The 20,011-nt window shown below is 37.8% G+C and carries 19 protein-coding genes, 1 tRNA gene and 1 other RNA gene; 18 read left to right on the top strand and 3 right to left on the bottom strand.

Going from position 1 to position 20,011, the window contains the following annotated elements; translation table 11 throughout:
• Positions 1-172: 172 nt before the first annotated feature.
• Positions 173-244, top strand: a tRNA-Arg gene (locus KDN24_RS23480).
• 147 nt (positions 245-391) lie between these two features.
• Here the strand turns inward: KDN24_RS23480 and KDN24_RS23475 are convergent.
• From KDN24_RS23475 to KDN24_RS23465, 3 genes are all read right to left on the bottom strand, one after another.
• The gene (locus KDN24_RS23475) at positions 392-535 is read right to left on the bottom strand and encodes a hypothetical protein (protein ID WP_409973417.1); all 144 of its coding nucleotides are present in this window, start codon (positions 533-535) and stop codon (positions 392-394) included.
• Positions 536-719: 184 nt separating this feature from the next.
• Complete coding sequence (locus KDN24_RS23470; protein WP_409973418.1) at positions 720-1,223, bottom strand: ImmA/IrrE family metallo-endopeptidase; 504 nt, start codon at positions 1,221-1,223, stop codon at positions 720-722.
• Positions 1,224-1,403: 180 nt separating this feature from the next.
• The gene (locus KDN24_RS23465; RefSeq protein ID WP_409973419.1) at positions 1,404-1,760 is read right to left on the bottom strand and encodes a helix-turn-helix domain-containing protein; all 357 of its coding nucleotides are present in this window, start codon (positions 1,758-1,760) and stop codon (positions 1,404-1,406) included.
• 147 nt (positions 1,761-1,907) lie between these two features.
• Here KDN24_RS23465 and KDN24_RS23460 point away from each other — a divergent pair, with 147 nt between their 5' ends.
• From KDN24_RS23460 to KDN24_RS23380, 17 genes are all read left to right on the top strand, one after another.
• Positions 1,908-2,105, top strand: a complete 198-nt coding sequence (locus tag KDN24_RS23460; protein ID WP_409973420.1) for a helix-turn-helix transcriptional regulator — start codon at positions 1,908-1,910, stop codon at positions 2,103-2,105.
• Positions 2,106-2,207: 102 nt separating this feature from the next.
• Positions 2,208-2,573, top strand: a complete 366-nt coding sequence (locus KDN24_RS23455; protein ID WP_491348189.1) for a hypothetical protein — start codon at positions 2,208-2,210, stop codon at positions 2,571-2,573.
• A 530-nt stretch (positions 2,574-3,103) separates the two neighbouring features.
• The gene (gene rpoN / locus KDN24_RS23450) at positions 3,104-4,438 is read left to right on the top strand and encodes an RNA polymerase factor sigma-54 (RefSeq protein ID WP_409973421.1); all 1,335 of its coding nucleotides are present in this window, start codon (positions 3,104-3,106) and stop codon (positions 4,436-4,438) included.
• A 30-nt stretch (positions 4,439-4,468) separates the two neighbouring features.
• Positions 4,469-4,729 carry a glutaredoxin family protein gene (locus tag KDN24_RS23445; RefSeq protein WP_409973422.1) on the top strand — a complete coding sequence of 87 codons (261 nt, stop codon included), beginning with the start codon at positions 4,469-4,471 and terminating at the stop codon, positions 4,727-4,729.
• A gap of 187 nt (positions 4,730-4,916) precedes the next feature.
• Positions 4,917-5,936 (top strand): sugar-binding transcriptional regulator, encoded by a 1,020-nt coding sequence (locus tag KDN24_RS23440; protein WP_409973423.1) that lies wholly within the window; start codon positions 4,917-4,919, stop codon positions 5,934-5,936.
• A gap of 142 nt (positions 5,937-6,078) precedes the next feature.
• Positions 6,079-7,086 (top strand): type I glyceraldehyde-3-phosphate dehydrogenase, encoded by a 1,008-nt coding sequence (gene gap, locus KDN24_RS23435; protein WP_409973424.1) that lies wholly within the window; start codon positions 6,079-6,081, stop codon positions 7,084-7,086.
• Positions 7,087-7,455: 369 nt separating this feature from the next.
• Positions 7,456-8,640, top strand: a complete 1,185-nt coding sequence (locus tag KDN24_RS23430; protein ID WP_409973425.1) for a phosphoglycerate kinase — start codon at positions 7,456-7,458, stop codon at positions 8,638-8,640.
• 20 nt (positions 8,641-8,660) lie between these two features.
• Positions 8,661-9,410, top strand: a complete 750-nt coding sequence (gene tpiA / locus KDN24_RS23425; RefSeq protein ID WP_409973426.1) for a triose-phosphate isomerase — start codon at positions 8,661-8,663, stop codon at positions 9,408-9,410.
• Positions 9,403-10,941: a 2,3-bisphosphoglycerate-independent phosphoglycerate mutase gene (gene gpmI / locus KDN24_RS23420; RefSeq protein WP_409973427.1), complete on the top strand. Its 1,539-nt coding sequence runs from the start codon at positions 9,403-9,405 to the stop codon at positions 10,939-10,941. The genes tpiA and gpmI overlap by 8 nt, the downstream gene beginning before the upstream one ends.
• A 70-nt stretch (positions 10,942-11,011) precedes the next feature.
• Positions 11,012-12,307: a phosphopyruvate hydratase gene (gene eno, locus KDN24_RS23415; RefSeq protein ID WP_409973428.1), complete on the top strand. Its 1,296-nt coding sequence runs from the start codon at positions 11,012-11,014 to the stop codon at positions 12,305-12,307.
• Positions 12,308-12,674: 367 nt separating this feature from the next.
• The gene (gene secG, locus KDN24_RS23410; protein WP_409973429.1) at positions 12,675-12,911 is read left to right on the top strand and encodes a preprotein translocase subunit SecG; all 237 of its coding nucleotides are present in this window, start codon (positions 12,675-12,677) and stop codon (positions 12,909-12,911) included.
• 138 nt (positions 12,912-13,049) lie between these two features.
• Positions 13,050-13,796, top strand: a complete 747-nt coding sequence (locus KDN24_RS23405) for an alpha/beta hydrolase (RefSeq protein ID WP_409973430.1) — start codon at positions 13,050-13,052, stop codon at positions 13,794-13,796.
• Positions 13,797-13,829: 33 nt separating this feature from the next.
• On the top strand, positions 13,830-16,211 hold the full coding sequence (gene rnr / locus KDN24_RS23400; RefSeq protein ID WP_409973431.1) for a ribonuclease R: 2,382 nt from the start codon (positions 13,830-13,832) through the stop codon (positions 16,209-16,211).
• 150 nt (positions 16,212-16,361) lie between these two features.
• On the top strand, positions 16,362-16,487 hold the full coding sequence (locus tag KDN24_RS23395) for a hypothetical protein (RefSeq protein ID WP_409973432.1): 126 nt from the start codon (positions 16,362-16,364) through the stop codon (positions 16,485-16,487).
• 471 nt (positions 16,488-16,958) lie between these two features.
• Complete coding sequence (smpB, locus tag KDN24_RS23390; protein ID WP_409973433.1) at positions 16,959-17,426, top strand: SsrA-binding protein SmpB; 468 nt, start codon at positions 16,959-16,961, stop codon at positions 17,424-17,426.
• Between the two features lie 304 nt (positions 17,427-17,730).
• Positions 17,731-18,089, top strand: a transfer-messenger RNA (tmRNA) gene (gene ssrA, locus KDN24_RS23385).
• Between the two features lie 638 nt (positions 18,090-18,727).
• A complete protein-coding gene (locus KDN24_RS23380; RefSeq protein ID WP_409973434.1) occupies positions 18,728-20,005 on the top strand; it encodes a hypothetical protein in 1,278 nt (425 codons plus the stop codon).
• The last annotated feature ends 6 nt before the right edge of the window (positions 20,006-20,011 follow it).

Raw genomic sequence — 20,011 nt, 5'->3', positions numbered from 1 at the left:
CACATCTAATTTCCATCATACCCGCTACATCAGTTTTTAAACAAAAGACTCCTTGCAATGTCTAAAATTCTATCATATAATATATAATCGTACCGCATAAAATTAAAGTGTCTTTTTACTTAAAGAAAACGTTTTTAAAGATCTTGTTCTATGTAAGTTTTCTATTTTTTTTGCCCTCGTGGTGCAACGGATAGCACGTAAGATTCCGGTTCTTAAAATGGGGGTTCGATTCCCTCCGAGGGCGTTACCGAGTTAAGTTAAGTCCAATTTGATGATTGAAGGAAACACCCTAAAACATTGATATATCAATGTTTTAGGGTGTTTCCTTTTGATTTTGTATACGTGAGAAAATGATTAAAAACGATTGGTTTTAGATTTTTTTACACAATTTTTACACATTGGTCATTTCTTCAAAGGTGCTAAGGGTGTTTTTTGTATCTTCCTTCCTTAGTTCTTTAATAATATGTGCATAGTGCCTTGTGGTTGTATCAATATCAGAATGTCCAAAACGTTCGGCAACATAATATATAGACACTTTATATAGGAGAATACTTGCATGAGTATGTCTTAAACCATGAATTGCAAATTTGCTTCAACTTCAGCAGCTGCAACTTGTGCATCTTTTTTGTGCGGAATCCTCCTTTTCGAATTGGTTTTGATTTTCCATTAACCATTAACCATTCTACTGACAGCAAACTGATAAGTCTTACCTCTCTTTGTTATACTTGCCACTGCACTCTAGCTCCTTTACTTTTTTCTTTCATGTTCCTTCTAATATGTTCGATACGTGCTTGGCAAATCTCCTCTGATACATTAAACATCGATGACATATCACTGACAAGCGTAGGGCTTCGCCAATCCAGCTCCAAAAGCATATGAAAGGGGATGGCAGCATATCGAGTGAAATGCTCACAATCCCATTCCTGTAATTCTTTCCATGATAAAGGCATCGATAACTGACAGCCAGTATGGCGCAATATATGACAAAGTTCATGATAGAATACTTCCCTTTGCTTTTCTTTGTTCTGATCGATATTAATGTTAATAATTTTAAAATTTCCCTCTTGATATGAATAATTTCTCTTATTGGAATACTTCAAGTGTATATTAAGTTTCCTAGATATTGCTCTTTCATCAATATCTTCACTATTAAAAATTCCTAATCTTCTTAAAAAGCTTGATACCCATTTATCCAGAGGAAATGGACTATATGCATAGGTCAAATGAATCACCTCAAACTAATTATAGGAACGAACATTCCTCTTATCAATGTAAAAAGATAAAAAAATAGCACTGGAAGCTCCAGAGCTATTATATATTTAGTAAATCATATAGATTTAAAAATAGAAAATAATCCATAATTCCGGGATAAGGATAATTCCTTTTAATACATGTGCAAAATATTATTTTTTCCTTTCTTTGTCATCATATCTCCCTCGTTCTTCTTTCGCCTTCCATTTCACATATTCAATATGTCGTTTAATATCCTCAATCTCTTCATCAGTAAGTCCATCCATATCAAAGAAGAATAACCCGCTCGCATTATTATCTTTTTTCTGTTGAGCTCCAGTTAATAAAAAATCTATGGTAACCTCAAAATAATTAGCTAGTTTTTCAAGAATTTCGAAAGAAGGCTCTCTTTCATTTCGTTCATACATGCCTATTGCACTTTTGCTAATACTAATTTTTTGAGCTAGTTCTTCTTGTTTCAATTTTTTAGCATTCCTTAGTGCTTTTAATCTTTCTCCAAAAGTTTTCATTAACATCACCTACTTGTCAATTATGATAATACAAAACGTGTTATTTTTAATTATTAACCACAAAAAGTGTTTACAAACCACGAAATGTGTTTTATAATCAAGAACATCAGGACACAAAACGTGTTTTTTAGGAGTGGATTTATTTTTATGAATAAAATTAAAATTGCAAATAAATTAATTGATCTTCGTGGCAGCAAACCAAGAGTTGAGGTTGCAAAATCACTAGGTATTAGTGTAAGTGCGATCCAAATGTATGAGAAGGGAGAACGTATACCTAAAGATGAAATAAAGATTAAATTAGCAAATTATTATCAAATGTCAGTACAAGAAATTTTTTTTGATTAAATAAACCACGTTTTGTGTTTTTTGGAAGAGAGGAGAATTACAATCAAGAGGAAAGAAAAAATGGATTGTTTAGGAGTGATTGAAGGTTAAGGGGATGATAAAGTGATTTTGATATTGGACAAGTTTGAATTAAGTTCATTGATATTACACATGAATGTAATGAGAAACAACATTACAAAAGGCTTTAAATCAAATTATGGGCGCATAGAAGGCAAAAAGATGATAAGGGTCTTTGACGATATAAGAGACCGTTTTAATAGCGAGTTTGCAGGGGAAGAAAGAGAGTTATACGAGTTTTACTTTAAAACTGATGAAATTGATATGCTGCACTCCTTTATCGCTTGGTATGTACAAGAGATTAAATTATCAGCAGAAGTACAAAGAGCTGACAAAGAAAAGGATAAACAAGTTGTCGCATTGGATAAATTAAACACAAAAATAAATGAAATGGTGGAGATTACCACATGACTTATTTACACGAGATTGGAGCCTTTTCTTCACATATTTTACACAAACTAAGAAGCGAACATTGATATATAAAGACTTCTTAATATATTATACACGTCCTCCGAGGGTGTTACGTATTCACAAAAAAGAGTAATTAGAAAATATCTAACCTAATTCAATTAGACATTTTCGGTTTCGGAAAGTCGCTGATATATTGGGAAAAGTCGCTGATAAATCGAAGAAAAGGCCGATAAATCGAAAAATTGGCCGATAAAATGGGAAAAAGGCCGATAAATCGAGAAATTGGCCGATAAAATGGGAAAAAGGCCGATAAATCGAGAAATTGGCCGATAAAATGGAAAAAAGACCGATAAAATGAAGAATTGACCGATATATTTGAAAAAATCAAGATTCCAGTTTCAGATATGTCACTGTTCTCCATGCTTAACGTAGAACAACTATGTAAGATTGTGCCAATGATTAGACCCAATATATTTCAATACTACTATCCTTCATCTTATTGTAGAATGGAGTGAGGGGGGAGATGTAGGATGAATTTACAAACTGGGTTATGGCAGCAGCAAACATTGAAACTTACGATGACGCAAGAATTAACTCAGGCGATTGCTTTGTTGCAATATAATGCACAGGAGCTTTCTGAATTCCTTGAAAATAAAGCATTGGAAAATCCTTTATTACAGATAGAATCCAGACATGTTCAAGCAATGGACCCCCGTTCCGATCGTGCTAAATCGGTGCGGAAGAAAGTAGAAAAGGATAAGCAAAACTGGATCGAACAAATTGGGAAAAAAGAGTTTTTCCTTAGTGACTATATTAAATCACAATTGGATTTTGCAGCCGTTCATGGAGATAGAAAAAGGGCTTTTGATTATCTTATAGAATGTTTGGATGAAAACGGTTACTTTCGTGCTGAGATTAAGGAGGTTGCTGATCGTTTTCAGCTAAGTGAAGAGGATGTTTTGGAAACATTAAAGCTATTACAAAGCTTAGAGCCAGCGGGAATCGGAGCTCGGAACTTACAGGAATGTCTTCTGCTGCAATTAAGAAGGCTAGACAAACGCAATGAAATAGCAGAAGAAATCGTGGACAACTATTTTAACGAGTTTGCGGAAAAAAAGTGGAAGGATATTTCTAAACAGCTTGGGATTAAACTGTCTGATATTCAAGCGATTTTTGATTTTATTCAAACATTAAATCCTCGTCCGGCTTCACCCTTTCAGCAAGAAAAGTTTTCTTATATTGTGCCTGAGGTGCTGATAAAATTAGATGGCGAGTCGTTTATTATTAGTGTTTTTGATGAAGTATTGCCGAAGATTAGTTTTAACAAAGAATATTATCAAAAGTTTTCTTCTTCTAAAGATAAGCAGGTTAGTCGTTTTTTACAGGAGAATTATCAAGATTATCAATGGATCGTAAGAAGTATTGAGCAAAGAAAAGAAACGTTAACGAAAGTATCGTTGAAAATTGTTGAGAAGCAGCATGAGTTTTTCAAAAATGGACCAACACATTTACGACCAATGACGATGAAAGAAATTGCGGATGAGCTTGATATTCACGAATCAACTGTTAGTCGTACAGTCCGCGAAAAGTATGCCCAAACTCCATTTGGTACATTTGAGTTAAGATCGTTTTTTTCGAGTACGATTAAGACGACATCTGATGAAAATACGTCCTCAACTCAAGTGAAAACAATGATAAGCAAATTGATCGAAAAGGAAGATAAACAAAAGCCAATATCTGATCAAGAGATTGTACATGTGTTAAAAGATCAAGAGGGAATGGTCGTCTCAAGAAGAACCATTGCAAAATATCGTGATCAGCTTGGAATCCCATCCTCATCAAAAAGAAAAAGATATGATAAATAATCGTTGCATCGTATAAAGAGGTGAGTAGGAATGACAAAGAATACATTAATTTTGTATTCACGTGATCGTTGTCCATTATGTGATAAAGCTAAAAATATCATAGTAGAATTGCAAGAAGAATGGAATTTTCATTTTCAAATTATAGATATTGCACAAAGCGACGAATTAACGGAAAAATATGGATTGATGATTCCGGTAGTTGAACTAAATGGCGAAGAAATTCAATATGGTCAAATAGATAAATTTTCTATTATTGAGGCATTTGAAGAGAAAAGTAAATCTATCTTGTAGAATGATGAGATGGAGAATCACAGGATGTTGCAGTGAAAGCACATATTTATCGCAGATTAACTTTATAAGTTGAATTCGTATTTCGCTCCTGTTAGAATAGAATTATAGCAGGAGTGAATTTTTTTGCAGCTAGTGGGACATAATATGTCTATGCGGGACAAAAAATGGCCACTAAAGGAGAAGGTGCATGAACTCAATGATTGATATTCAAAAGAGATTATTACCAGATTTGCTCACTGTCATGCAAAAACGCTATCATATTTTAAAATTCATTGGCCAAATGGGACCAGTAGGAAGAAGAAGCTTAGCGGCTAGTTTAAACCTGACGGAGAGGGTATTAAGAAGTGAGGTTGAATTTTTGAAAGACCAAAATCTTATTACCATTCAAAGTTCAGGCATGAATCTTACTGAAGATGGAAAGAACATTCTTGAGAAGCTTGAAGGCATGATGAGAGATATTTCAGGGATTGCCTCACTCGAAAAAGAATTGGAAAGTAAGTTAGGCATTCAAAAGGTCATGATTGTTTCAGGGAATAATGATGAGTCTCCGTGGGTAAAGCAAGAACTAGGTAGAGCAACAGCCATTAGGATGAAATCCATTCTTCAAGAGGAAAATATCATTACAGTGACAGGTGGATCGACGATGGCTGCAGTTGCCGAAATGCTGACCCCTGAATTTGTTAGTCGAAATAGTCTTTTTGTTCCTGCTCGTGGAGGATTAGGAGAGAATGTAAAAAATCAAGCTAATACCATTTGTGCCACGATGGCAGACAATGCTGGTTGCAGACATCGAGTTCTTTACGTACCTGACCAAGTAAGTGAAGAGATTCATGAATCATTAATAAATGAGCCTGAAATAAAGGAAGTTTTACATTTAATTCGGTCAGCGAACGTCATTTTGCATGGAATAGGTGATGCCCTCACAATGGCGGAGCGCCGTAAAACAAGCTTAACTGACATTGAAAAGCTCCAAAATAAAAAGGCGGTCGGAGAAGCGTTTGGCTATTATTTTAATGAAGCTGGTGAGGTCGTTCATAAAGTACACACGATTGGACTGCAACTTAAAGATTTATCCACGATTCCACATGTTATTGCCGTTGCGGGAGGGGCAGCAAAAGCAAAAGCAATTGCTGCATACATGAAACAAGCGCCAACAGCAACTATTCTCATAACAGATGAAGGTGCGGCAAGACAACTATTGCATTAATTGTGGATAGCAAAGGACATTTTGATAACGAAGGATAGCATAATTTTTCACTGAAAAAGGTATCGCCTCAAGCGGTTGCAAGAGATTGCAAAAGCTAAGGCGAATTTAATAATAATAATAATCCTTAAGGGAGGAAGAAATAATGACAGTAAAAGTAGGTATTAATGGATTTGGTAGAATTGGCCGTATAGTATTCCGTGCAGCTTTAAACAATCCGAATGTTGAAATTGTAGCAGTAAATGATTTAACAGATGCCAATATGCTTGCTCATCTTCTAAAATATGATTCCGTTCATGGAACATTAAATGAAGAGGTTAAAGTTGACGGTGATTATTTAGTAGTTGGTGGACATAAAGTGAAGGTAATTGCAGAACGTGACCCTGCTAAGCTTGGCTGGGGAGACTTAGGTGTAGAAGTTGTGGTTGAATCAACAGGTCGTTTTACAAAACGGGATGATGCAGCTAAGCATTTAGAAGCTGGTGCGAAAAAAGTAATTATTTCTGCTCCTGCAAGCAATGAAGATATTACCGTCGTAATGGGTGTTAACCATGAACAATATGATCCGAACAACCATCACGTCATTTCTAATGCTTCATGTACAACAAACTGTTTAGCACCATTTGCTAAAGTTTTAAATGATCAATTCGGAATAAAACGTGGAATGATGACAACGATCCACTCTTATACGAATGACCAGCAAATTCTTGATTTACCTCATAAAGATTACCGTCGTGCCCGTGCAGCTGCAATGAATATTATTCCAACGACAACAGGAGCTGCAAAAGCTGTTTCTTTAGTATTGCCAGAGTTGAAAGGCAAATTAAATGGTGGAGCTGTACGTGTTCCAACTCCTAACGTTTCTTTAGTTGACTTAGTCGTTGAGCTAGAGAAGGAAGTAACTGTTGAACAAGTAAACGCTGCTTTAAAAGCTGCTTCTGAAGGGGAATTAAAAGGTATTTTAGGGTATAGTGAAGAACCGCTTGTATCTGGTGACTATAACGGAAATGTTGATTCCTCTACGATTGATGCTCTTTCAACTATGGTAATGGAAGGCAATATGGTTAAAGTTATTTCTTGGTATGATAACGAAGCAGGCTACTCAAACCGTGTTGTTGACCTTATTGAATACATTGCGAAAAAGGGGATTTAACCACTAATAACTCTATTGGAAATTCTATGCTCAACCGTCTATAATGAAGAGGGTATATGGGGAGAGGGGAACAATCCCCTCTTCCCTTTTTCACAATACCAGAATTTATATCTTTGAAGTTAGATGAGTGTCTAGCTCCAGCGCCTAGCGACTAGTAAACTTCCCTCCCTCTCCCTACGATAAGTCAACATTGCGACGCACAGGATGTGCTAGCGCAGGCGTTGCCACAGGACGTGGCGTAATTAGCCTGCGAATCCTGTCACTCGCCGTGTTTCCTTTATCTCAGTCGAGGTCGGTCCAGTTTATACGTCGCTGACCAAGGCACTTGCGCTTTTCTGAGTAGAAATAATAAATGGAGGTCCTTTGGCGATGAACAAAAAGAGTGTAAAAGATGTAGAGTTAAAAGGAAAGCGAGTATTTTGCCGCGTTGACTTCAATGTCCCGATGCAAGATGGACAAGTAACGGATGAAACGCGTATCCGTGCAGCAATTCCAACAATTAAGTATTTGATGGAGCACGGAGCAAAAGTAATTTTAGCAAGCCATCTAGGTCGTCCGAAGGGGCAAATTGTTGAAGAGATGCGTTTAACTCCGGTAGCTGGTAGATTGTCTACTCTTCTTGGAAAAGAAGTCATGAAAGCAGATGAGGCATATGGGGATTCAGTTAAAGCAATGATAGCAAATATGAATGAAGGCGATGTCCTCCTTTTGGAAAATGTTCGTTTCTATCCTGGAGAGGAGAAAAACGATCCTGAACTTGCGAAAGCTTTCGCTGAATTAGCTGATCTTTATGTGAATGATGCTTTCGGGGCTGCACACCGTGCTCATGCGTCGACAGAAGGGATTGCCCATTATCTCCCAGCTGTATCTGGTCTGTTAATGGAAAAAGAACTAGCTGTACTCGGTAAAGCTTTATCAAATCCAGAACGACCATTCACAGCTATTATTGGTGGGGCAAAAGTGAAGGATAAAATTGGCGTTATCGAAAACTTGCTTGATATCGTCGATAACTTAATTATTGGTGGCGGACTTGCCTATACATTTGTGAAGGCGCAAGGCCATGAAATTGGGAAATCGTTACTAGAAGAAGATAAGCTTGAATTAGCTAAATCATTTATGAAAAAAGCCGAAGAAAAAGGCGTAAAATTTTATATGCCAGTTGATGCTGTTGTTGCTGATGCGTTTGCGATTGATGCAAATTCTAAAACGGTGTCAATCGAAGAAATTCCAGCTGATTGGCTAGCACTTGATATCGGTCCAAAAACGGCTGAGATTTATAGTAATGTTATTGAAGATTCAAAGTTAGTCATTTGGAATGGACCGATGGGTGTATTTGAATGGGCAAAATATGCTGGTGGTACGAGAGCCGTTGCAGAAACATTAGCTGAAGCAAATGATACATATTCAATTATCGGTGGAGGAGATTCTGCAGCAGCAGTTGAAAAATTCCATCTCGCTGAGCGAATGAGCCATATTTCTACAGGTGGAGGCGCTTCACTTGAATTTATGGAAGGAAAAGCGCTTCCTGGTATAGTGGCTTTAAATAATAAATAGGTTGGAAAGGATTTGTTCACATGCGTAAACCAATTATTGCAGGAAACTGGAAAATGCATAAAACACTTTCAGAGGCTAAAGATTTTTTTGGAGAAATTGATGGAAAAATCCCAGCTGAAGATAAAGTAGAAACGGTCGTCTGTGCACCGTCATTATTTTTAGAAGCATTAGTCGGCTATGGAATTGGCATTGGTGCGCAAAATATGCACTACGAAGTTCAAGGTGCTTTTACAGGAGAAATTAGCCCTGCAGCTCTTGAAGATCTTGGTGTGAAATATGTTATTCTCGGTCATTCCGAACGCCGTGAAATGTTTAATGAAACAGATGAAGCCGTAAATAAAAAAGCTTTAGCCGCTTTTAGCTACAATTTAACCCCGATCATTTGCTGTGGTGAAACGCTTGAGCAACGAGAAAAAGGAGAAACAAATGCTTTCGTCGGTTCACAAGTGGAACTGGCGTTAAAAGGGATGACAGAAGACCAAGTTAAGCAAGTCGTGATTGCGTACGAACCAATTTGGGCTATTGGCACAGGAAAATCCTCTACTGCTGCGGATGCTGATGAAGTATGCGGCTATATTCGCCAAGTTGTTAGTAAGCAGTTTTCACAAGAGGCTGCCAGAGCTGTTCGCATTCAGTACGGAGGCAGCGTGAAGCCCGAGAACATTAAGGAATATATGGCTCAGCCGAATATTGATGGAGCTCTTGTTGGAGGAGCAAGCCTTGAAGCAGGAAGCTTCCTGCAATTATTGGAGGCGGGGAAAAGTGAGTAAATCACCTGTTGCGCTAATCATCCTTGATGGATTCGGACTGCGAAATGAACAAAAAGGAAATGCAGTTGCACAAGCGAAGAAACCGAATTTCGAACGCTTTTGGAATTCATTTTCCCACACGACTTTACAAGCTTCTGGTGAAGCAGTCGGCTTACCTGAAGGACAGATGGGAAACTCTGAAGTAGGTCATTTAAATATCGGTGCAGGTAGAATCGTCTATCAAAGCTTGACGAGAGTGAATGTTGCTATTCGCGAAGGTGCATTTGATAAAAATGAAACCTTCTTGAAAGCAATGGATCATGTGAAAAAGAACGGAACGAACTTACATATTATGGGATTGCTATCAGATGGCGGTGTTCATAGCCATATTAATCATCTATATGCACTTCTACATCTTGCAGCAGAAGAAGGTGTAAAAAATGTGTATGTTCATGGCTTTCTAGATGGCCGTGATGTTGGTCCACAAACAGCGGAGGGCTTTATTAAGGAAGCAGAAGAAAAGATGAAGGAATACGGTGTCGGCAAATTTGCGACAATTTCTGGCCGCTACTATTCGATGGACAGAGATAAGCGCTGGGAGCGAGTCGAAAAGTCGTATCGCTCGATGGTTTATGGAGAAGGACCTTCCTATAATCAAGCAATGGATGTTGTGAAAGATAACTATGACCATGGGATTTTCGATGAGTTTGTGATTCCTTCCGTTATTAAGCAGGAAAACGGGGAGCCAGTCGCAACAATATCTGAAAATGACGCAGTTATTTTTTATAATTTCCGCCCAGACCGTGCGATTCAAATTTCAAACACTTTTACGAATAAAGATTTTCGTTCATTTGATCGTGGGCTTAAGCACCCAAGCAAGCTATTTTTCGTCTGTTTAACTCATTTTAGCGAAACAGTTGATGGGTATGTTGCATTTGAACCGAGTAACTTAGATAATACACTTGGGGAGGTTCTTTCGCAAAATGGTCTAAAACAGCTTAGAATTGCTGAAACGGAAAAATATCCGCATGTGACGTTTTTCATGAGCGGAGGGCGTGAAGCGGAATTTCCAGGAGAAGAGCGAATTTTGATTAATTCGCCGAAAGTAGCTACATATGATTTAAAGCCGGAAATGAGCGCTTATGAAGTGACAGCCGCATTATTGAAAGAAATCGAAAATGACCATTTCGATGCGATTATCTTAAATTTTGCAAATCCTGATATGGTCGGACATTCTGGAATGCTTGAGCCGACAATTAAAGCTGTTGAAACGGTTGACGAATGTTTAGGAAAAATTGTGGACTTAATCGTCGCTAAAGGCGGCAAGGTAATTATTACAGCTGACCATGGAAATGCAGATGAGGTCGTAACGTTGGAAGGCAATCCGATGACTGCCCATACGACAAATCCGGTACCGGTTATTATTACCGAAGCTGGATTAACTTTGCGAGAGGACGGGATTCTTGGAGATCTCGCCCCAACAATGCTTGATTTATTAGGACTTGAAAAACCGGAAGAAATGACAGGGAAATCACTTGTAGTCAATGAATAACGGGTAGGAAATTTTGAATTAAAGTAGCCACAAACAATGATTAAATATGAAAATAGAGGAGAGTACGAAAATGCCATTTATCGAACATGTATATGCACGTGAAGTATTAGATTCTCGCGGTAATCCAACAGTTGAAGTTGAAATTATTACAGAATCCGGCTTCTTTGGTCGCGCAATAGTCCCTTCTGGAGCTTCAACAGGTGAACATGAAGCAGTCGAGCTTCGTGATGGAGATAAATCACGTTATTTAGGTAAGGGAGTACAAAAGGCAGTAGATAATGTGAATAATATTATTGAAGAAGCGATTCTTGGCATAGACGTTACAGACCAAGTTGGGATCGATCGGATTATGATTGAGTTAGATGGTACAGAAAATAAAGGAAAGCTTGGTGCAAACGCGATTCTTGGTGTTTCAATGGCTGCTGCTCATGCTGCTGCTGAATCTGTTGGTCTCCCATTATACCGTTATCTTGGCGGCTTTAATGCGAAACAGCTTCCAACACCAATGATGAATATTATTAATGGTGGTTCACATGCAGATAACAATGTAGACTTCCAGGAATTTATGATCATGCCTGTAGGTGCACCTACTTTTAAAGAAGCAATCCGTATGGGAGCTGAAGTTTTCCATGAGCTTAAAAAGGTTTTATCTGGAAAAGGCTTGAACACAGCTGTAGGGGATGAAGGTGGATTTGCACCAAACCTTGGCTCTAACCGTGAAGCATTAGAAGTGATTATCGAAGCGATTCGCAATGCAGGGTATGAAGCAGGGAAAGATATTTATCTTGCGATGGATGTTGCTTCTTCTGAATTTTATAATAAAGAAACAGGCAAATATGATCTTGCAGGTGAAGGTCGAACAGGCTTAACTTCTGAAGATATGGTAAACTTCTATGAAGAACTTGTAAATGAATTCCCAATTATCTCAATTGAAGACGGCTTAGACGAAAACGATTGGGAAGGCCATAAGCTCTTGACAGAGCGTATCGGTGGCAAAGTTCAGCTTGTTGGGGATGACCTATTCGTGACAAATACGAAAAAACTAGCGCAAGGAATTGAGCAAGGTGTGGGTAACTCCATCCTTATTAAAGTGAACCAAATCGGGACATTAACCGAAACGTTCGAAGCGATTGAAATGGCGAAGCGTGCAGGCTATACAGCTGTTGTTTCCCACCGTTCTGGTGAAACAGAAGATGCTACAATTGCTGACATTGCCGTTGCAACAAATGCTGGTCAAATCAAGACTGGTTCCATGAGCCGTACAGACCGCATTGCGAAGTATAACCAATTGCTTCGTATTGAAGACGAGCTTGGAGAATTAGCAGTGTATGGCGGGTTAAAGAGTTTTTATAATTTAGGGAAGTAATAAGAGGGGAGATTGCCTATTATGGGCAATCTCCTTTAACTCTATAATCAATATTCCATAGAATATTCATTGGGCTTGTCCGATAGGAATCATCTAATGACCATAATCAATGTAGTTTCAAGAGATAATGACCGAAAGCTGTCTCCTAATGACGCAATTTTATGGTAAATATTAAAATTCTTACCGAAAGCCATCATCTATTGACCGAAAGCCAAGTTTCTAAGGAACCTGTGAACATTGAAATTCAGTGAAAAAATCATTTCATGTGAGTGAAAATCTCGTCCTCCTTCGCTCATCTATTGTATATGAGAGAAATATATGATAAATTAATAATATTGTAATTGTTCGTTTGATGGAGGTGGGCTTTATGCTACATTCAATTTTAATCACATTGTTAGTAATTGTTTCAATAGGACTAATCGCTGTTGTACTTCTACAATCTGGTAAAAGTGCAGGTCTATCTGGTGCAATTTCAGGAGGAGCAGAGCAGCTTTTTGGAAAACAAAAAGCACGTGGTCTTGATTTAATTTTGCATCGCATTACGATTGTTCTAACAGTACTTTTCTTTTTACTTACCATTGCTGTTTCTTATTTTGCGCTATAAAAAATGCCTGACCTTGAAAAGGGTCAGGTTTTTTTCGTTTGGCTCTGTTAAACATGCTTTTGATTTCCGCTCCTATCAACAGGTGCAAAAATACAAAAAACATTGCTCGTAATTATGCAAGAAAAGGGGTTTACATACATGAGAATTGTTACACCGAAGCCATTTACATTTGGAAATGGGAAAAGAGCTGTGCTACTATTACACGGATTTACGGGGAATTCAGCTGATGTAAGAATGTTAGGGCGCTTTCTTGAAAGCAAAGGCTATACATGCCATGCACCTCAATATAAAGGGCATGGAGTGCCACCTGAAGAACTCTTAACGACAGGGCCTGATGATTGGTGGCAAGATGTTGTAAATGGATATGAATATTTGAGAAATAATGGTCATAATGAGATTGCGGTTGCTGGATTATCACTTGGGGGCGTATTTTCATTAAAATTAGGTTACACTGTACCTATAAAGGGTATAATTCCCATGTGTGCACCCATGTATATAAAAAGTGAAGCCGTCATGTACGAAGGCATTTTACAATATGCCAGAGAATATAAAAGGTTGGAAGGAAAAAGCAAGGAAGAAATTGAGCGAGAAATGGTAGATTTCGAAAAAAAACCGATGAAAACATTAAAGGCTTTGCAAACGTTGATTGCCGATGTTCGGGACACTATTGAAATGGTATACACACCGACTTTTGTTGTGCAGGCGCGTCATGATGAGATGATTAATACGGATAGTGCAAACATCATTATCAATAAGATAGAAACAGATTTTAAAGAGCTAAAATGGTATGAAGAATCAGGTCATGTGATAACACTTGATAAGGAGCGGGAACAACTCCATGAAGATATATACCAATTTTTAGAGAAGCTAGATTGGGAAGAATAAGAGTAGATACCTCTTGGTAAGGAGATAGATTTAATGGAAAATAATATTGAGCAAACGATAGAAAGACTTTTAAGCTATATGAAGGATGAGGCCTATAAGCCGCTAACAGTGCAGGAGCTTGAGGGAGCTTTTGGGATTGAGGATTCTTCTGATTTCAAAGACTTCGTTAAGGCACTTGTTTTTATGGAGGAAAAAGGGCTTGTCGTAAGAACAAGAAGCAATCGCTACGGCTTGCCTGAGAAAATGAATCTTGTTCGGGGGAAACTGTCTGCACATGCAAAAGGCTTTGCATTTGTAATCCCAGATGAACAAGGAATGGATGATATTTTTATCCCGCCGACTGAAACGAATAATGCTTTAAATGGAGATATCGTATTAGCAAGAGTTACATCTGAGCATTTGGGACAGAGAAGAGAAGGGACGATTGTCCGTATTCTTGAGCGTGGTGTTCAGCAAATTGTCGGCACATATACAGAAAGTAAGCACTTTGGCTTTGTTATTCCTGATGATAAGAAATTTGCAACAGATATTTTTATCCCAAAAAATGCATCTTTAGGTGCAATCGAAGGGCATAAAGTAGTTGTCAAGTTAATTACTTATCCAGAAGGAAGGAAAAGTGCGGAAGGTGAAGTTATTGAAATTCTTGGTCATAAAAATGATCCAGGTGTCGATATTCTTTCCATCATTCATAAGTATGGAATCACAATTGAATTTCCTGAAGAAGTGTTAAATCAGGCGAAAGAAACGCCTGAAGTGATTTCCGAAAGTGAGCTTGAAAACCGCCGTGATTTAAGAAATGAAACGATCGTCACAATTGATGGCGCCGACGCGAAGGATTTAGATGATGCAGTTACGGTCACAAAATTACCGAATGGAAATTATAAGCTTGGCGTGCATATTGCTGATGTTACGCATTATGTCCGAGAAAATTCAGCGATTGACGCGGAAGCAAGTGATCGAGGGACGAGTGTTTATTTAGTAGACCGTGTGATCCCAATGATTCCCCACCGTCTATCAAATGGAATTTGTTCATTAAATCCACAGGTAGACAGATTAACTTTATCTTGTGAAATGGAGATTGATGAGAGCGGGGAAGCTGTTTCACACGAAATTTTTCAAAGTGTCATTAAAACAACAGAGCGAATGACTTATTCTGACGTAAATAAAATTCTCGAAGATCAAGATGAAGAATTGATGCAAAGATATGAGCCTCTCGTTCCCATGTTTCAAGATATGGCAGACTTGGCAGCGATATTACGAAAAAAGCGAATGAATCGTGGTGCGATTGACTTTGATTTTAAAGAATCGAAAGTCATCGTGGATGAAGAAGGAAAACCGAGTGATGTCGTTCTTCGTGAACGGTCTGTTGCAGAAAAACTGATCGAAGAATTTATGCTAGCAGCAAATGAAACAGTAGCCGAGCATTTTCATTGGATGGACGTACCTTTCATTTATCGAATTCATGAGGATCCGAAGGAAGAGAAGCTCCAAAGATTTTTCGAGTTCATTACGAATTTTGGCTACTTAGTTAGAGGAACCGCGAATTCAGTTCATCCTCGTGCATTGCAGGAAATTATTGAAGAGGTAAAAGGAAAACCTGAAGAAATGGTCGTTTCAACCGTCATGCTTCGCTCGATGCAGCAGGCAAAATACAACCCAGAAAGCTTAGGTCACTTCGGGTTATCAACGAGCTTTTATACACATTTCACCTCTCCAATTCGTCGTTACCCAGATTTAATTGTTCATCGCTTAATAAGAACGTATTTAATTGAGGGCAAATTAGATGAGGCGACGAGAGAGAAATGGAATGCAATGCTCCATGATATTGCCGAGCATTCTTCAAGTATGGAGCGCAGAGCAGTTGAAGCTGAGCGGGAAACAGATGAGCTGAAAAAAGCGGAATATATGGAAGATAAAATTGGTCAAGAGTACGATGGCATTATCAGTTCGGTTACGAATTTCGGTATGTTTGTTGAGCTGCCAAATACGATCGAAGGGCTCATTCATGTTAGCTATATGACCGACGATTATTACCGTTACGAAGAACGTCATCTAGCCATGATCGGGGAGCGAACTGGAAATGTCTTTCGAATCGGCGATGAAATCACCGTTCGCGTGATTAGTGTCAATAAAGATGAACGGTCAGTTGATTTTGAAATCGTCGGCATGAAAGGAACTCGTAGACGACCAGAATCAAGAGAAAAGAAAATCTTTAGAACATCAGGGTCTGGTGGCAATGACCGAAAGCCAAGAAGAGGAAGAACCTCCGAACGGAGCAATGATAGGAATAAAAATAACAGCTCTGGCAGAGGTTCAAGTGATAAAACTGGCGGAAGCTCAGGAACTAAATCGAAAAAGAAGAAACGCAAATTTTACGAAAACGCCCCGAAAGCCAAGCGTAAGAACAAGCGATAATCGGAAAGATGCTCTTTTGTTAGGAGCATCTTTTTTTAGCTAGTAGGAAAGTTTAAGTTTATTAACGTACTAAAGTGTAATCAAGTCCAAATAATAGTAGCGTTTATAATATCGCATAAGGTAAGCTAGGGTATTCGCTGGGAAAATTTGGTGGATACCAAGCTTTTCAATCATCTTTACGTTTGGCGAGTTTTTGGTGGTGGATTTCTTGATGTGACAGATAGTTTGATTCAAATGGTTAAAATGGAGTGTGGGGATCGTCCAAATGTCCGATAGCTCGATTCAAATGACTGGAATGGAGTAATTGAACTGTCAAAATGACCGATAGAGCGATTCAAATGACCAAAATGGAGTTACCAACCTGCCCAAATGACCGATAGCGCAAATCAATTGACAAAAAAAGAGTAATCAAACCGTCAAAATGACCGATAGCAAGATTCAAATGACCAAAATAGAGCCATCAAACAGCTCAAATGACCAATAGCGCAAGTCTATTGACCTAAAATAGAGTATGCAAACGATAAAATAACCGATAGTTATGCTAATGCAAATGTACAAAGCGGCATAAGCACCCAATCACATAATTCGTTAAATGGATAAGTTAGCTTCCTTTCGCATTGAGAGTGATTAGGAAATTTGCTACAATAAAGGATAACTTACGATAATAAATTTGATAAGATATTTCTATTTGCCAGTTGGTCCCCAAAAGGTTTTTTGCTAAGCAGATAGAGGTAAGGGGGAGTTAACATGCCAAAAGGCGTTGGTAAAATGATTTCACAAAACAAAAAAGCCTATCATGATTATTCCATTGAGGAAACGTATGAGGCAGGAATCGTTCTTCAAGGTACAGAAATTAAATCAATACGTGCTGGAAGAGTGAATTTGAAGGATTCATATGCCAGAATCGATAAAGGGGAAGTATTTTTAATCGGAATGCATATAAGCCCATATGAACAAGGCAACCGTTACAATCATGACCCACTTCGTACGAGAAAACTGCTTCTTCATAATAAGGAAATTAGCAAATTGATCGGTGAAACGAAGGAAGCTGGTTATGCACTCGTTCCTCTAAAGCTTTATTTGAAAAATGGCTATGCCAAAGTATTAATTGGTCTAGCTAAAGGGAAAAAGAAATACGATAAACGAGAAGATTTGAAAAAGAAAGAAGCAAAACGTGAAGTAGAACGTGCTTTCCGTGAAAGACAGAAAATGTAATTACAATATCTTACAATTGAAATTGAAGCAATTTGTGATATAATAAAAGATGTCACAATGAAGTGACATAAACTTTAGCTCATCTATACTTGAGCATTCCGGAAGTCGTTAGTATAAATGGATACTTCACTTCATAGGAAATAAATTGGCGATTTGATTTATTTCCAATAGTTGTCCAGCTCCAGGCACCATCGGCTCGAGCACATAAGCCAATTCGTAAAGAGGGTTAAGGAGAACAACCTTCATGCCGGCTCAACTTATGCTGGTCGCTGATGAATGAGCGCCATAGAGCATTTCTTATAATGGGGACGCTACGGATTCGACAGGGATAGTTCGAGCTTAGGTTGCGAGTCGAGGGGATCGGCCTCGTTAAAACGTCAAAGCCTATAACTGGCAAAACAAACAATAACTTAGCTTTCGCTGCTTAATAGCGCGTAGCTGTTCGCCCCTCCATTGCCCATGTGGTAGGGTAGCGGACTCACTTTAAGTGGGCTACGCCGGATTCCACCGTCTGAGGATGAAGGAAGAGAACAACCAGACTAGCTGGCTGGACGCCTGTCGATAGGCAGAAGGACTAGCGAATTGCGAATATGTCGACTACACTCGTAGACGCTTAAGTGCCGATATTTCTGGACGAGGGTTCGACTCCCTCCGTCTCCACCAAATACATATTTGGTGGTTTTTTATTACTTTATGTGAAATGAAGCATAATTTTGCCGGAATGGCAAAGGTATGCTTCAATAAACCTTTGGCAAAAATATGCTTCAATAAGAAGCTGATAATAATATTTAAAGAAATACGTTTAACACCGTTCCTATTCGAACGGTGTTTTTTGATGTACAAGAATAGAAAATAGTAAGGAAAGAACTTGGGAATTTAGATATTTCCTATACTATGGTGCAGAAATATAAAGGTATTAATTTAAAGAATGTAACTCTTTTTCATTGTAAACCTTTTTTATTCTAAGCCTTAAAGTTTTTTTAAAAAATCAATAAATAAGAAGTATTCTTTTCAATGTATGGTTCAATTAAAGTGCCAGATTGAATAATTACATGCCTTTCATAACAATTGGATGTAAAAGAAAAATGAAACTTAGTTTGTGAAAAAATGCATATAAAATGGCTAGTAAAGACACCAAAGAGTAAGAAAAACTACTATTCAATTGGCATTTTAGTAATTGGCTTCTTAATTATATGATTATATGTAATAAGGAAAATAGTATTTCGTTTTGATCACGCACTAAAAGATAGAAAACTAATTGTAATTTATGGTAAAATATACCTAGAGGTGAGTCGGAAATTATGAATAAACGTCAGGAATTAGCGCTGAGAAGTCATGATATTACAATTGGTTTAGGTAATAAACAAGTACCAGAGTTTGAATTATTAACAGAAATCGGGAATATGATTAAACTTGCATTAAATATACGAGGGCTTCCAATGATTCCTTATGATACCCTAAAGTTGGCAGCATATCATTTTTTAGATATTCCTACATATATGTGTAATAGTATAGTGGAGAATCTTGCTGAAATTGATTTTGTTAAAATATCATCAGAGGGAAAGACAATAAAAGCGGTCTTACCTACAGTACCATTCTATGAAGATATATACGAAGGCGTTGGTGAATTTGCTGAAACAAAACAAATTAATGAAACAGAGCAACTAGCAGTAACTATATTGAAAAAGCTAACAAACTCTCCGGTAAGTTCTTCTACAATTTATGAACTTGGGGCTGAGAAAAAACTAGTGGATCGTAACTTATCTATTGGTAAACAAGGAAACTATATTATTAATAAGAGAAGTAGAGGAAAGGACATATTATTAAGTCCTGTCTATTTTTCGGAAAATGCTGATTTATTCTCTGATCTTGTTGCCAAATCTGGTGCAAAGACTGTCCAAAAAATATTAACATTAATAAAACAAGCGCAAGGGATTCCTTTACACATTATTGAACAAAGGAAAGAGATAAACGGAGTTAAGCTTACAGATCCTGAAATAAATCTTTTAAAGAGTTTAGCGCACGATAGCATGATAAAGCCACCGTCCATAAAGACTTCCCATGCAGGAGTGAATTACTTCTTGTTTACTCCTAAACCGGGAAATGCACGTCTAAGCCCAACCAAAAGAGAAATTTACGAAAGAGCAATGGCACTTGTTTCTGCAGTAAGACAAGGACAGTATTTGCCAAAGGAGTACGCTATAAGGAGCCCACATGCTATACTCAGGAAATTGAAAAATGATCATGAAATTGGTGCAAATACAGAAGCACTTGAACAGTATAGACAATTAACTGTACTAAGAGTAGGGAACCTTGTATCTACAACAGCTGGATGGCATAAATTCGTACTAATTGATACAGAAGAAAATATTAAAGCCGTAAGTTTAGCATTAGATCTAGTATCAATGGGAGAAGGACAAGGTTTAGAGGTTGACGACCAAATGAGGTTGGCTATAAGTCAAGGACAAACATATGTCGAATCACTAATAAGCGCAAATAAGTTAAAAGAAACAGAAAATGTAGCACTTTCTGAAGAACATCAAGAAGAGGTAGACAATATATTTATAGGGGGGGTTTAACATTAT

This window comes from Cytobacillus sp. Bva_UNVM-123 (assembly GCF_046351715.2).
Classification (GTDB): Bacteria; Bacillota; Bacilli; order Bacillales; family Cytobacillaceae; genus Cytobacillus.
Note: the sequence above shows the minus strand (reverse complement) of the source record. Positions and strands in the feature narration are given on the sequence as shown.